Here is a 15127-nt window from a genome sequence, read left to right as displayed (position 1 = left end):
CCTTCCCAAATTAAATAGCGAGCAGCCACCCGGCTGCTCGCATCCTTCACTACTATCCCTGCATATAATGCTCGTAAACGTTATCCGTAATAAAAGGAGAAAACTCACCATTCGCACACAGATACAATTCATGCATCGCGCGCGTGCAGGCTGTATAAAGTAAGTAACGGTCCCGTTCACGGTAATAGTTCGCCCGAGAGGCATCGGTGACGACCACCGCGTCGAATTCAATTCCTTTCGCGAGATAGACCGGTAATACGAGCAAAGCCGCTTTAAATTCGGACGTCTGCTCATGGATCAGTTGCACGTCCCGTCCTGCCCTCGTCAGCTGCTCCCAAATCTCTTCACTTTCCGCGAACGTCTTCGTCACGATCGCGACCATGCCCAATTCGCTTTTTTCCAGGCGTTTAGCCAACTCGCCCACATAGCGATCATGCTGGGCTTCATTTTCCAGTTGCTTCATCTCCGGCTTTGGTCCCGGACGCTCAAAAGCTTCTATCTGCTCGCTATTCGGAACCATCTGCTTCGTAAATTCAACGATCGGTTGCGTCGAGCGATAACTCCGGTGCAACGTGATTGTTTCTTGTTCTTTTGCAGCCGGATCTTCCACGAGCGGCGCATTTCCCGCACTCGTATGGGCGTGCACCGCTTGATTGGCATCGCCGAGCAACGTCATGCGGCTTGATGGAAACAAATGTTGCAAATAACGGATTTGCATCGTCGTGTAATCCTGGGCTTCATCGATGAAAATATGGCGGATGTCCGCGTAGACAGGCCTTCCTTTTAACTGATCTTCAAAATGGAAAAAAGGCGCCGCATCCTCCCAATGCATCTCTTTTTTATGGAAATGATACGCCACCTCCTCGGCAATCACTTTATGCCTTGCCCATCGGAAAAACTGGATATACATCGCTTCCACGTCCAGAACGTCGAACGCTTGAATTTGTTTTCTCAGCGGCTTTATCGTGCGACGGACGACGAGTTTTCGCAGCAAATCCTCTGCCAATACGGCATCGTTGAATGCTTCCTCGTCCTCCTCTACCTTCTCAAACACCCGGTTGTACGTCGCTTGATCCAACAAATCCATTTTCTCATCGACCCATGCTTTCGGCCTTTCTTCCCTTTCGGTAATCTGCAACATTTTGAGCAACCATTCGGCCACCATTTCCAGACGGTCAGACATCGACAAGGACGAATCCATTTGATAAAAATAGTCCTGAAGTTGCGTCTTTGTCACCCACACCTCCCCGCGAAAATAAAGATCTTTAAAAATAAGACCAGAGCGGGAGAGCGAAGCTACGTAATCGTGAAGCTGATCAATGAAACGAGGGCCCGTTTTCACCGACAAGCCTTGTGAGCGCGTCGCTTCAACCTGTTCGGATAAAAAATATTCAATATGGGCGTGGGGACTTTCCAATTCCCAGCCACTCGGCAACCGTTTTTCAAAATGTTGGAAGAGCGTGGACTGCTGCAAGTTATCTTCTCCCAATTCCGGGAGGACGTTGGATACATAGCGCGTAAACAGCGGATTTGGCGAAAATAACAACATGTTCCCGGCATCCAACTTTTCCCGGTGCTTATAAAGAAGATAAGCCACGCGCTGCAACGCCGCTGATGTTTTCCCGCTACCCGCAGCCCCACGCACGATGAGCATTTTGCTGCGTTCATTGCGGATGACCTGGTTTTGTTCCCGTTGGATCGAGGCGACGATGCTTTTCATTTGCGGGGACGATTGCTGGCCGAGCAATGACTGTAAAAGTTCATCGCCGATCGTAAGCCCTGTATCAAACATTCCTTCAAGGCGTCCGCCCCTTACAATGTATTGCCGCTTCAGCGTAATGTCACCCTCTACATCGCCGTCTAACGTCGGGTAATGGGCACGCCCGGGCGCAAAGTCGTAATACATACCGGAGATGGGCGCGCGCCAATCGTACACGAGAAACTCTTCATCGTTTTTATCCATTAACGAAGCGATGCCGATATAAATCGGTTCCGTTTCGTTCTCCCCGTCTTCCGTGAAATCGATGCGCCCAAAATACGGATTGTCTTCTAATTTATTCAATGTCTTTTTTTGTTGATGAAGTAGCCCGTGACTGCGCTCACGTTCACTCAACAACTCGGCGCGTTGCTTCAGGCTGGCCTGCGTTTCAATGACATCATCCGGCTCATCAAGGTTGACAGTCACATCATCCCAAAACGTACGCCGAAGCTCGATGACATCATCTTTGAGTTCATCGCTTTCCCCTTTAAGCGCTTCTTTTTTCTTTTTCACACGGGAAATGACGGCTTGCAACCGCTCGTTCTCTGTTTCCCAATCGATATGTTCCTGGCTCACCGGAGGTTCTCCTTTCATCCTGAAAGCGTTCCATCTTATGTTATTATTACGGATATCCAATGTATCATGTTTCCATGTGCGTATCAAAAACACGGGGCGGAGCAATGAAAGGAATGGTGAAGCGTGGGCGACGGTTCTTTTTTTGGTAGGTAAGAAAGTATAAATCAACTTTCTTACCCACATAAATGCAACTAAGGCTTTCGACATAAAAGCTTGGCGAAAAGCCAAGTTTTCTAAGTAAAAGCGATCTTTGGTTGGCGATTGCATGGATGCTTTCTATTATCGCAACCGCGTACATATATCCTTATTTGCCCGAAGTGTTTGCCATCCATTTGAGTATAACGGGTGAACTTGGGAATGAAGTGTCCAAAAGCTTCGGCGCCTGGGCTTTATTATTCCTTATTCCGGCCGGACTACTCTTTATGAACGCGATGAAACTGGCAGCTACCTACTCGGCGCTTAATACCCTGTATGATTCTGAAAAACCGGGCGGGGTTCTTTCCGATCGCGGGGTTGTTCTATGGCGTGCGCCGGGGCGGGCAACATTGGAACTATTTGAAAAAACAAGGAGGGCAGTAAGATGCCAATGATCACCTTTTTTGATCGCAGTGACCGTTTTCTCATTCCTTTTCTTCTCTTAATGGTTGTCGGCACAGCGTTCGTCTATCCGTTATTGCCGGATTCGGTTGCGATTCAATTCAATCCGGCGACATCCGAGGCGAGCTCGATCGTGCACAAAAGTTTTGGCATTTGGGGATCGATGGGACTGATGGCGATTCTCCTGCTCATTTGCAACGCGAGCAAATTTATGCCGCCGATCCGCCCCCTCTTTGATGATGGAGCGCCATCAGTGCAACAAATCGAAGCGGCGAACACTAGCAAAGCAATCCTTATTCGGATCAAATCGGCGATCATTGTTGCCGTGGCCACACTTCACGTAGGGATCATACTTTTTAATCTTGATATTTTGCCCTATCCGATATTTTCACTGCTTACGATTGGATTCGTCGTTCTGATATTACTCTACATGGCCCGAGTGCTCGTTATCTTCAATCCGCCCGTGAATCTATGGGAAGAGGAGCAGCCCGCAGAAGTCAAAAAAGTGGCGAATCGTTATATTGCCATCGGGCTGATGGTGATGGCGGCCAGCATCGCGGGCATGCGTTTTATTAACAGCACGGAGTGGGTGCTAATTTGGGTTTTATTCACGACGATTTTCGCTCCGCTCGCTTTGATTGTATTCGGCATTGTGAAAGCTAAGAAAAAATGGGAGGAAATTGAAACGGAAGCGGGCTGAATGGTGATTTGGCTGATATATGCCTCATTACGGCTGATAAAATCGGTTTTTTGGCTGATATATTGCTGTGTTTGGCTGATAAACGTCGGGGTTCGGCTGATAAATGAATCCGCCTATATGGTGAAATAGTTAAAAAGGGGGGGAATCACATGACAGATTACTGAACTGAACGTCGTTTTCTGGCCATTTCCACTCATCGTAACAGCTACGGCTACATATATACTTATGGTATAATGGTGGTATTGGAGGGAGATGCAGTGAACGATAAAAAGAAAGATGACCTCGTCCGTGAACGACCGATGACATACGAAGATTACGCAAATATGCCTGATGATGGAAACCGTTACGAATTAGTAGACGGCGTATTGGAATTGATGAGCCCGGCACCCAGTCCAACACATCAAATGATTAGTAGCGAAATTCAACAGCGCATTAAGGATGATTGTGAGCAGGATTATATCACTTTTGTTGCTCCCATTGATGTGATTTTTGCGGAAAAAGTTGTGCGTCAACCGGATCTAGTCCTTGTTCACCGAGACCGTTTTTCTGAAATTGTGAAAAAGAGAGGCCTTGTCGGAACCCCGGATCTCGTTGTGGAAATTTTGTCTCCTTATTCCGTCAAAAGAGACCGGGAAAGCAAAATGCGTTCCTATGTCACTTACAAGGTTCCTGAATTCTGGATCGTCGACCCCGCAAATGAGGCGCTTGAACAATACATTCTTGAAAACGATCATTATCCTCTCCCTAATGTGTACACCGAGGACGATAACATTCAATCAGAACGACTCCAGTGTGTTTCCTTTTGTATAAACGACATATTGGAAAATATCCCAGAGATCCCTGCAGACTAATACGACGCCATTATTTTTCATGTCTTTACTACCCGCATTCGGCCCGAACACCTTTTCTTGCATCGAAGCCGCCTCGCTTGAAAAATCTCGAGAATCGTAGGATCGATAAAACGATCCGCTCAGTCGTGTGTCCCCGCCGTACACCAACGCGTCATAATCCGCATCGAGAATCCCTTTCAAACGGTCAAAATGTTTTTCATTAATAATACGTCCGTAATCATCATTATTTTTAATATCATCACCGTAAAATTTCCCGAGTTTCTTTTGCGGCTCTTCACTAAAATCTATCGTTGATATCAGTGAATAGTTATGGTGATAATACGAGCTAGTGCAACGTTTAAAAAAAGCTTTCCTACACAAAAATCCAGCCAAGCGATGATCAACCACGGTAACTGAGGACTCGTAATGCAGTGTTTAGCCCCGATCAGTCCTCAGATCAGACAACTGAGGACTCAATCTGCAATTTTTGGCCCCGATCAGTCCTCGGATCAGGCAACTGTGGACTCAAATCGCTATTTTTTAGTCAAGTCCTTAATTATGTGTAAAAGTATCACAATGAATCAGCGAGTGGGAGATAGGTTTTGAACTTGGGGTGTTTCCTTCTAGGGCGCCCGCGGGCGCCCTAGAAGGAAAATTTTGCTGAATCACCCTTGCTTTCTTGCCTTTTCATTTGCTTACAAATCGGTTGGTTTTCCTTTTAAAAACGTTCGGTTACCACGATCAAGGCTTTCTTCATGTTCCTTGAGCAACGCTCCAATTAATCGAAAGGCGGATTGGGTATTTGGAAAAATCCGAATGACTTGCTCGCGGCGGCGAACCTCGGAATTTATCCCTTCGAGATTGTTTGTCGTGCGCAATTGGTCATGATAAGCGATGGGTTCATTCATAAATTGAATCGCATCTTCAAATCCTTCATCGAGTTTCTCTAACGCTTTTTCATAACCTTTGACGCCCTCGTATTGATCAAAGATCTCGGTGCGTAACTGGCGGGCTCTTGCAGGAGAACTCCCGTTTAAGAGCTCCTTAACGAGCGAACGAAAGCCTTCTGAACCTTTTTTGGGGATGTGTTCAAACAAGTTTCGCTTAAAATGAACCGTGCACCGTTGCCACGAGGTTCCAACAAACGCTTGTTGAATGGCCTGTTTCAGGCCTTCGTGCGCATCGGAAATCACCAATTGTGGCGATGCCAGACCCCTGGCTTGAAGCGATTGAAAGAATTGAAACCATCCCTCTTTGGATTCGGCATGATTCACTTGAAGACCAATGATTTCCCGTTTGTTTTGGTCATTGACCCCGAGCGCGATATAAACGGCTTTGGAGACGACCTTTTGATCCTCACGGACTTTAATATACATGGCATCGGCGTAGACATACCTGTAGGCATTCACGTTCAAAGGGCGCTGGGCCCATTCGTTGACGACCGGGTCTAATTTTTCGGTGAGCGAGGACACGAAAGATTTGGACACACGCTCGCCGCAAAGCTCTTCCACAGCCTTCGTGACTTTCCGCGTGGATACGCCGTTAACGACCATCTCCAACATCGCTAAGAGAAAGGCTTGTTCGGAACGTGCATATTTCTCAAACACAGAGGGAGAGAATTCGCCGTTGCGCGTGCGTGGAACGGTCAGTGTGACTTTCCCAAAAGACATCGTGTAATCACGTTCGTAATAGCCGTTTCGATAGTCCACACGCGCGCCATTGCGTTCATAGGCTGCTGCTTGTAAGTAATCATCGCGCTCCTGCTCCATGATTTGATTCAGGACGAGGACCATCGAGGATTTCGCGACGGCACTCATGTCTGAATTCATGAGCTCTTCTTTTAATTGATCCGCGTTTAGGGTAAGATGGAACTGGGTCATTGTCGATTCCTCCTGTTTGTTTTTTTCGCTGAAAACATTGTAACACGGGAGTCGACTTGACCCTTTTTCTTTTTACACAATTATATGGACTATACCTATTTTTTTCCCCGGTCAGTCCTCAGATCGGGCAACTGTGGACTCAAATCGCAATTTTTCACCCCGATCAGTCCTCAGATCAGGCAACTGTGGACTCAATCTGCAATTTTTGACCCCGATCAGTCCTCAGAGCGGGTAACTGAGGACTCAATCTGCAATTTTTAGCCCCGGTCAGTCCTCAGATCGGGCAACTGTGGACTCAAATCGCAATTTTTTCCCCGATCAGTCCTCAGATCAGACAACTGTGGACTCAAATCGCTATTTTTTTCCCCGATCAGTCCTCAGATCAGGCAACTGTGGACTCAAATCGCAATTTCTCTCCCCGATCAGTCCTCAGATCGGTATAGTCCATATAATTGCGTAAAAAGAAAAAGGGTCCCCTCCCAATTTAAACGCCATCGATCGTCGTTATGTTTTTAATTCAAACGCATCTGCCAATAATTCAAAGGACCGATGCCTTGTCTTTTCTTCCGTTAACATGTTCAGGATCATGATTTCATCCACTTTCGCCTGTTCTGCGAGTGCCCTCAATTTCTTTTCGACGTTCTCTACGCTGCCGATAACGAAGCGACCGCGGTTTTCCTGGCGGACTTGTTCTTCCTGAGGCGTATATACGTAATTATCTGCTTCTTCAAGGGTTGGGGGCGCAAGCGTAAATTGTCCGGTACCCCATCTCACCCACTGCAATTCTGCCGGAGCGGCAAGATACGCTGCTTCTTCATCGGTTTCGGCTGCAATGACGATAATGGCAAGCGCACTCTTGGGCTTTTGTAAAAAATACGACGGTTTAAAATTGTCCCGATAAGCCTTCAACATTTGCATCGCCAAGTGGGGTGCAATGTGGGCGGCAAATACGAACCCGAGCCCATTTTCCGAAGCAAAACGCATGCCTCCGTCACTGGATCCTAGCATATAAATATCCGGAATCAACTGCTCGGCAGAAGCACGTATGTTTTTAAAAGGGTGTTCAGGTGAAAAATTGCCGCTAAAATAAGAAAGCAGTTCATCAAGTTGCTCCGGAAAATCATAACCGGTGACCGACTCACGCGAACGGCGAAGCGCCAAGGCCGTCAATCCATCCGTTCCCGGCGCGCGCCCGATGCCTAAATCTATGCGCTTCGGGTTAAGCGCTTCCAGTAGTGAGAAATTCTCTGCCACTTTTAGCGGACTATGATTCGGCAGCATAATGCCACCGGAACCGATGCGAATGTTCTCTGTGACGGCTGCCACATGGGCACCGAGCACATCCGGAGAAGTGCTCATTTGAAATTCCGCATTATGATGTTCCGCGAACCAATAACGTGTGTAACCCAGACGATCGGCGTGCTGGGCGAGCTTCACAGAGTTATGTAACGTCTCGGATGCAGACTCATGATTGTATATCGTTGCCAAATCCAGAATCGATAATTTTAACTTATGATTGTCCATTTAAAGCACACCTTTCCTTAGCATACTAATAAAATCACGTAATATTTTCGAGCATTTGTTTCATTAACCTACGCATAAGCATACGCTCTTCCGGGGAGATCCCGTCAAGAAGTTTTGCCTGTTGTTCACGCCATATTTGCTCGACCGGCTGTTGCATCGCTTTCCCTTTTTCACTCAAATAAACTCTGCTTGTTCTCCGATCATCTTCGCCCCTTTTGCGATAAACGAGCTCATATTGCTCAAGCTTTTTAATCATATTTGTGACCGTCGGGGGTTCACAGCCCAGGCGTTCACTCAATTCCAACTGGGTAATTCCGTCTTCCATCCAAAGCTGGCACAACGCTTGATCCTGGCCAACATGAATACCGTGCTCACGCAAAGATGCCGAGTAATTTCTGCGTGTTTGTCCACAAATCTTGCTTAAGAGATCGCGAATATCACCATCAATCATCCCATCACTTACCTTTTCAATTAATTAGTATGCTAATTTTATACTACAATCATTTTCCAGTCAATGAACCATAACATCAAGCCAATGACAAATGTCACTACAAAAGAATTTCGTGTCACGTCATACTACAAGTAATCACTTAACGAAAAGAGGTTCTGACCTATGACGATTGCAGCAATGCAAGGAATTGTAAAACGATACGGCAATGAACTTGCGTTAGATTACGTTGACCTCTCCATCCAAGAAGGGGAGATTGTCGGCTTGCTCGGACCAAACGGCGCCGGGAAAACGACGCTGATTCACACGCTTCTGGGCATGATTCCGTTCGATAAAGGCAACATCCAGTTATTCGGCCGAACAGATAACGTGTTCAGTCATGAAAACAAGCAAAAACTGGGCTTAGTGACGCAAGAGTTGACGGTATTTGAAGATTTAACGGCTAAAGAAAACCTGGAATTCTTCGCGGGGGTCTACGGTCTCAAAGGGGAAGAGCGGAAAAAGAGAGTCGAAGAAGCGTTGGCATTTGTCGGTTTATCTTCAAAGTCCGGTAAAACGCCGGCAACATTCTCCGGAGGAATGAAACGGCGACTTAACATTGCTTGTGCACTCACGCATCACCCGAAGCTACTCATCATGGATGAGCCGACCGTTGGCATCGATCCGCAATCGAGAAACCATATTATGGAAACTGTCAAAAAGCTACGGGAGCAGGGCACGACGATTCTTTATACGACACATTATATGGAAGAAGTGCAAACAATTGCTTCCCGGGTCGTCATCGTCGATCAAGGCCAAATCATCACGGAAGGCACGGTAAACGAACTGATCGCGAATATCCAACATGAAGAAAAAGTAAACATTGACGTGAGTGCACCCGGTGATGTTCCGGTAGAGCGTCTCAAAGGTTTGGAAGGTGTGAAAAATGTTCACGTTGACGGCAGCACCGTGCAAATCATATCTACCGTCGGCTCGGGAAATCTCGACCGTTTGCTTTCGCTCATCAAAGAAACGAGCGGAGTCGTCGGTATTCAAGCAGAAAAACCGAATCTGGAAGATGTCTTCCTCACCCTCACTGGAAAACAACTTCGTGACGGGGAGGGGGAGGAATGAAAGAACTTTACACAATGCGCTTTACCGCCCTGCGGCTCATGCGCGCTTGGATTGTATTGCTTATCCTGTTTGGCGTGCCGCTCGTGCTTGTCACGATCTTCTCCATCATACTGGGGGATGTCGAAGAAGCCGGAACGATGCTTAGAGATGAAATCAATGTGATGATGGTTCTCGCATTTCAATTGTTTGGCGGCTCGGTCGTTATGAATTACATTAACGATGACTTCTTCACCAAACGCCGCTACCGTATTCAATTGCTGCCGCTAAATACGAGCGTTTACGGTTTCACCATCATGCTTGTCGGCACCCTGTATTCGATTATTTTAGGTGCCATTTTGGCTAGTTACACGGCGCTCCTGTGGGACGTCGATTGGGGAAATATCGCTTGGTCAATTTTTATCATCGCCCTCATGGCGACACTGTCAAGCATTGTCTGCCTGATATTCACTTTTTCCGTGAAAAAATTTAATATTGCGGAACGACTGAGTGAAGTTTACGGGATTGGCGCCATTTTACTCGCCGGTTTAATTTTCCCAATGCCTGATCACGCTGTGATTAACTGGGTGAATGATTATCTCAACCCGATAACACTGTCTTATGACGCGATTGATGCCTACAGAAATACAAATCTCGGAGACGCTTGGATGAACGCGGGACTTCTCGGCGGGTTGATCGTTATTACTTTTATCACCATGCTACTCATTGGACGGAGACGGATGCCATGACAATTTTTACATTTGCCCTTAAACGTATTTTTAAAGACAAAACGAATCTCATCTTTCTCACGATGTTTCCCGTGGCAGCCATTTTCCTGCCTGAACCGGACGATTGGCCATTGTTGCCATACGGCTATCATTATTTCGGTGTCTTGATTCTTTTTGTCGGCATTAGACTCACCGGAATTTTGGTCGAAGACCGCCAAAAAGGTGTTGTGAAACGTTTGGCAGCAGCACCGGTCACCCACTTTCAATATCTATGGCAAAATCTTCTAGCCTTTGCTGTGATCCTCACCGCCCAATGTATGTTCATGATCGCAGGGGGCGTCATTTACGGACATGAACTATATGAATCTTGGCTGCTTCTGATGTTATTTATCGTATTCAGTTTCACAGCCATCGCTATCAGCCTTGCCTGGAACTCACTGTATCGCAACAAAGAGACATCCTTTCTCGTATTCATGTGCGTCATCATTATCATGGCAATGCTCGGAGGCATCATGATGCCCATCGAAATGCTGCCGGATATCCTCGAACAGATCGCCGTCATTTTTCCAACTTATTGGCTTGCCGAAGGCCTGGATTGGATTGTAATGGGAGAGGATATAGCAGATTTCTTGCTCATCAATGGTGTTTTATTGCTCTATACATTGCTGTTCCTCATCATCGGCAGTATCAGAAGAATCGACTAAACCATTTCCTCCGGCACTTGAGCCGGAGGCTTTGTCGGTTTATAGTAAAAAGAAACAGCAGGAGGGAACGAGAGATGAGGGAAAGCTTCGTAACCATATGGCGTTTCATGAATATCCTTTTTCTTCTCAGTTTATGGACCATACAATCCGAAAGCATTATCAGCTTTTTACTCATCGTCTCACTCGCCATCCTCGTTTGCCTACGGTGGCGTTTTCACCTGCCCGCCTGGACAGTCCTTATTGACATCGTTATATGCGCGCTGTTTATCCCCGTCTGGAGCGCCAGTGTCTTTGGTTTCGCACTTCCGTTATTTGAAAGTATTACAAGGGGAAACTATGCATACATCCTACCGATTGTCATCTTGATTCCGATCGGGGAGATGTACTCCGTTCTCCTTTTTTGGTTTCTTTTTCAAGCGGGGTTTGTAGGCGTGCTCGTCCGTCAATGGAAAAAACAGCGCGATTTGTACATTTCGGAGGCTGACCTTGAGCGGCATAGCCGCCATGAATTGGAAAATATGAAAAATGAACTGCTCAAAGCCAATCGTCAGACCGCACAGCTTGCCGAACTATCGGAACGAAACCGTATTGCCCGTGATCTCCATGATCATGTTGGCCATGATCTGACCGGAGCAAGCCTGGCGATGGATACGTTTGAACACCTTGAAGGAAAAGACGCCGAGAATATGATTCAAGAAATCAAGCTTAGGATCGCAAGAAGCGCAGCGAGACTTCGCGATACCGTTCATGATATGACCCCGGTGGCGAGAATGGACGCGGATGTGCTTGAACATATCGCTGATGAATTTCAACATACTGCTACCAACTTCCAAAAGTCGGGGGATATGAGCCAAGTTCCCGCGCATTACTGGAGCTTGCTAGAGCCTTGTTTGAAAGAAGCTCTGACGAACGTGGCACGCCACAGTGACGCGACAAATGTTGAAATTCAGCTTGACGTCACCGCTACGATCATTCGCCTGAGCGTCCAGGATAATGGCATGAATGCTTCCGGCTTAAACGAAGGCACGGGACTTAGAAATCTGAAGCTTCGCGCCCGAGCCGTCGGAGGCAGCCTTTCCGTCGATGCAGCTTCCGGCCATCTCGTTGTCTGTGTTTTGCCGCTCGGAAAAGAGGAGGAAAACCGATGAAGATCCTGATTGTCGATGATGATCCGCTCGTACGCCAAAGCCTCAAACTATTGCTTGAAAAAGAGTCAGACATTGAGGTTAGCGGCCTTGCCGCAGACGGCCAGGAAGCCATTGATCAATGTGAAACAAGACTGCCGGACGTCGTGCTTATGGACATCCGCATGCCGAACGTGGACGGAATTGATAGCACAAAGCAGTTGAAGGCGAAATGGCCGGAACTTCACATCATGATGCTGACAACGTTTAAAGATGAACAGAACATCCGCCTCGCCCTTCAAGCAGGCGCGGAAGGGTATTTGCTGAAATCAACCGCGGTTGAAAACATGGCGCAACAAATACGCGCCTTAATGGCAGGCGGCTCCGTCCTCGATGCGGATGTTTTAAAACAAATCATGGAACCGGAAGTTCACGATAGTATCAGCGAGCTCACCGAACGTGAAAACGACATAGCCGCGGCCATCGCCCAGGGTTTATCCAATAAAGAAATCTCTGAACAGCTGTTTTTAAGCGTCGGCACCGTACGCAACACCCTCTCGGTCGTGCTGGATAAACTTGAATTGCGGGATCGGACCCAGCTCGCGATTTATTATTGGAAGCGAGGGAAATAAGCCTTGCCTTGCAAAGGAGAAGAGCAAGTCGAAAATAAACTCCCACCAAATACCAACACTCAGTATCTGATTAGCCCTCTAACCGGGTTTTGCGGACTCAAAGCGCTGCTTGTGACCCATACGAGTCCTCAGGATCTGGTTTTGCGGACTCAAAACGTTACACGGGACCCATATGAGTCCCCAGAATTGGTTTAGCGGACTCATAATGTTTGCCTAGCGCTAAATGAGTCCGCAAATGCAACCTAACACGATATGCTCAATGTCCTTTTCATCTTTCCATGGTTTTTTTGGTTTTTGACGACCTAACGCGAGACTGCGAAAGTCAATTAGGTCACCAACATCGGGTTTTGACCACCTAACTCGGGAGCGCGGCAGTCATTATGTCGCCAACATCGGGTTTGGCGACATAACTCGGGAACGCGTTAGGGAATGCTTTCTGAGTGATACGGTGCTTATTATATAAAAAAGATATGTTAGCGATAATCGAGGTGTAAAAAATGTATTCCATCCTTATCGTGGAAGACGATGATAAAATTGCCGGGATTCTCAGTGATCACTTGCAGCGCTATGGGTATTCCGTAAGCACAGCGGAGCAGTTACATGCCATTAAAGCACAATTTGTAAAAATAGATCCTGACCTTGTCTTGCTCGACATCAATCTGCCTTACTTCGATGGCTTTTATTGGTGCCGGCAAATTAGGAGTATCTCCAATGTACCGGTTATTTTTATATCGGCACGAACCGATGACATGAATCAGGTGATGGCGATTGAAAACGGCGGTGATGATTACATTACCAAGCCGTTTCATCTCGATCTCGTCACAGCGAAAATCAAAAGCGTTTTACGCAGAGCATACGGGGCGTATGCCCTGAACAATGCCCATAGCCAAACAGCGGAATTGGCCGGTCTATTTATTCATCCGGAAAAAAATGAATTGGCGTACAGTTCCGCGCGCATCGAACTTTCAAAAAAAGAGTTCACTTTGTTTCGGAAATTAAGCGAAGCCCATGACCGTATCGTCAGCCGGGATGATCTTCTCGAAGCGCTTTGGGATGAAGTTGATTTCGTGGACGATAACACGTTGTCCGTGAACGTGAACCGATTGCGGAGACGGCTCCAAGAATTAGGCATCCACGATGCGATTCAAACGGTTCGCGGGCAAGGATACCGATTAGATGTTAATTGGGGAGACGGATAATGGAAAATGCCAGATCAAACACGAAAATCGCCAGATTCCCCTCCCCCCTCGCTAACCCCTTCTCAACGAGCGACGTCGCCTCTTCGCCGTTCGGTGCCATCTGCATTCTGCTCGCTATCAATGATTTCCATACCGCAATATGATATGTTTATCATGCATCAAATACCTCTGGGGGATGGACGATGATTCGACACTACCTAGCAGACCGTGCGCTTTTTATTCTTTTTTACGGGGTCAACACCGTTGCAATCGCGCTCGTCGCCTATCTGTCTCTCCTGTTCGCCGGTTTGGAACAGCCATGGAACGCATTCGCTTATATGGGACTCCTTAGCCTGTTTTTTTTGCTCGTTGGACTGGCCATTGATTACGCAAGAAAACGTCCGTTGTTGAAGAAAATAACCGACATGGCAAAAAGAAACCCATTGCCACTCGAAACCGCCCATGAATTGGAAGCGATGAGAGTACCATCACGCGAAGCATCCTTGTTCATCGGTATGCTTCGCCGCTATCAGGAGCGCTACCGCGAAGAATTGGATCATTACAAGTCGATGCAAGAGCAACATCAAGTTTTCGTCACTCAGTGGGTGCACCACATGAAAACACCGGTATCGGTCATCTCGCTATTAACGCAGCAGGGAAAACAACAGCTTGAAGACCGGAGATCGAAAACGTTTCTCGATGAAATCAACGACGAAAACGACCGTTTTCGCCACGGCCTTGAACTCATGCTTCATTTGGCGCGGCTCGACCATTTCGCCGTTGATTTTGTTGCCGATGAAGTCGATGTCGTCGCGTTACTGCGTGAACTCGTTAACGAAGAAAAACGTCAGTTTATTCGGCGAAACCTCTTTCCGGAAATCTTGGTCGACAACGAAAACCTGCTCGTATACAGTGATCAAAAATGGTTGCGCGTCGTTTTCCACCAACTTTTGCTGAATGCGCTTCGTTATTCCCGGCAAGGAAAGGGCGATCGCGTCACCATTGCCATCTTTAAAGAGGGGGACGCCACCCTTGTAGAGATTCAGGACCGTGGCATCGGCATTCCCGCGCATGACTTGCCGAACATTTTCTCCCCGTTTTTCACCGGAGATAATGGCCGGGAAAAAACGGAATCAACCGGAATGGGACTGTATTTAAGCCGCATGATCGCTGACCACCTCGGGCACTCCCTGTATGCCCATTCACGGGTCGGCGAAGGCACGACAATGACCGTGCGCTTTTCTTCACGAACCTTACATGACAGATGACAAGATTGTAAGATTCCGCCGGTGATTTGAAAGTTAAATCGATGGGAGCCGGAGGCCTTCTTTTTTTAAAATAAGGACAGATATCAGGAA

At 47.2% G+C, this 15127-nt stretch carries 14 protein-coding genes; 10 read left to right on the top strand and 4 right to left on the bottom strand.

The window, feature by feature from the left end:
- Nucleotides 1-52: 52 nt before the first annotated feature.
- The gene (gene helD / locus HUG15_RS04005; RefSeq protein ID WP_200127228.1) at nt 53-2335 is read right to left on the bottom strand and encodes an RNA polymerase recycling motor HelD; all 2283 of its coding nucleotides are present in this window, start codon (nt 2333-2335) and stop codon (nt 53-55) included.
- A gap of 269 nt (nt 2336-2604) precedes the next feature.
- Here helD and HUG15_RS04000 point away from each other — a divergent pair, with 269 nt between their 5' ends.
- The 3 genes from HUG15_RS04000 (at nt 2605) to HUG15_RS03990 (ending at nt 4483) form a co-directional block, all read left to right on the top strand.
- Nucleotides 2605-2925, top strand: a complete 321-nt coding sequence (locus HUG15_RS04000; protein ID WP_211202341.1) for an SdpI family protein — start codon at nt 2605-2607, stop codon at nt 2923-2925.
- Nucleotides 2916-3632 (top strand): SdpI family protein, encoded by a 717-nt coding sequence (locus tag HUG15_RS03995; RefSeq protein WP_200127224.1) that lies wholly within the window; start codon nt 2916-2918, stop codon nt 3630-3632. Before HUG15_RS04000 ends, HUG15_RS03995 begins: the two co-directional genes overlap by 10 nt.
- A gap of 257 nt (nt 3633-3889) precedes the next feature.
- Nucleotides 3890-4483, top strand: a complete 594-nt coding sequence (locus HUG15_RS03990) for a Uma2 family endonuclease (RefSeq protein ID WP_246516480.1) — start codon at nt 3890-3892, stop codon at nt 4481-4483.
- 674 nt (nt 4484-5157) lie between these two features.
- Here the strand turns inward: HUG15_RS03990 and HUG15_RS03980 are convergent.
- The 3 genes from HUG15_RS03980 to HUG15_RS03970 all read right to left on the bottom strand — a co-directional run bounded on the left by HUG15_RS03980 (nt 5158) and on the right by HUG15_RS03970 (nt 8317).
- The gene (locus HUG15_RS03980) at nt 5158-6342 is read right to left on the bottom strand and encodes an IS256 family transposase (protein WP_200123767.1); all 1185 of its coding nucleotides are present in this window, start codon (nt 6340-6342) and stop codon (nt 5158-5160) included.
- A gap of 504 nt (nt 6343-6846) precedes the next feature.
- Nucleotides 6847-7866 (bottom strand): LLM class flavin-dependent oxidoreductase, encoded by a 1020-nt coding sequence (locus HUG15_RS03975; protein ID WP_200127218.1) that lies wholly within the window; start codon nt 7864-7866, stop codon nt 6847-6849.
- Nucleotides 7867-7900: 34 nt separating this feature from the next.
- Nucleotides 7901-8317 carry a MarR family winged helix-turn-helix transcriptional regulator gene (locus HUG15_RS03970; protein WP_200127216.1) on the bottom strand — a complete coding sequence of 139 codons (417 nt, stop codon included), beginning with the start codon at nt 8315-8317 and terminating at the stop codon, nt 7901-7903.
- Between the two features lie 162 nt (nt 8318-8479).
- Here HUG15_RS03970 and HUG15_RS03965 point away from each other — a divergent pair, with 162 nt between their 5' ends.
- From HUG15_RS03965 to HUG15_RS03935, 7 genes are all read left to right on the top strand, one after another.
- Complete coding sequence (locus tag HUG15_RS03965; protein WP_200127214.1) at nt 8480-9427, top strand: ABC transporter ATP-binding protein; 948 nt, start codon at nt 8480-8482, stop codon at nt 9425-9427.
- Nucleotides 9424-10152: an ABC transporter permease gene (locus HUG15_RS03960; protein ID WP_200127212.1), complete on the top strand. Its 729-nt coding sequence runs from the start codon at nt 9424-9426 to the stop codon at nt 10150-10152. Before HUG15_RS03965 ends, HUG15_RS03960 begins: the two co-directional genes overlap by 4 nt.
- The gene (locus tag HUG15_RS03955) at nt 10149-10835 is read left to right on the top strand and encodes an ABC transporter permease (RefSeq protein ID WP_200127210.1); all 687 of its coding nucleotides are present in this window, start codon (nt 10149-10151) and stop codon (nt 10833-10835) included. The genes HUG15_RS03960 and HUG15_RS03955 overlap by 4 nt, the downstream gene beginning before the upstream one ends.
- A gap of 74 nt (nt 10836-10909) precedes the next feature.
- Nucleotides 10910-11983, top strand: coding sequence for a sensor histidine kinase (locus tag HUG15_RS03950; RefSeq protein WP_200127208.1), 1074 nt, complete (start codon nt 10910-10912; stop codon nt 11981-11983).
- A complete protein-coding gene (locus HUG15_RS03945) occupies nt 11980-12591 on the top strand; it encodes a response regulator transcription factor (protein WP_200127206.1) in 612 nt (203 codons plus the stop codon). The genes HUG15_RS03950 and HUG15_RS03945 overlap by 4 nt, the downstream gene beginning before the upstream one ends.
- A 497-nt stretch (nt 12592-13088) precedes the next feature.
- The gene (locus HUG15_RS03940; protein WP_200127204.1) at nt 13089-13790 is read left to right on the top strand and encodes a response regulator transcription factor; all 702 of its coding nucleotides are present in this window, start codon (nt 13089-13091) and stop codon (nt 13788-13790) included.
- Between the two features lie 182 nt (nt 13791-13972).
- Complete coding sequence (locus tag HUG15_RS03935) at nt 13973-15037, top strand: sensor histidine kinase (RefSeq protein ID WP_200127203.1); 1065 nt, start codon at nt 13973-13975, stop codon at nt 15035-15037.
- The last annotated feature ends 90 nt before the right edge of the window (nt 15038-15127 follow it).

The sequence above is a fragment of the Salicibibacter cibarius genome (assembly GCF_016495725.1).
GTDB lineage: Bacteria > Bacillota > Bacilli > Bacillales > Marinococcaceae > Salicibibacter > Salicibibacter cibarius.
Note: the sequence above shows the minus strand (reverse complement) of the source record. Positions and strands in the feature narration are given on the sequence as shown.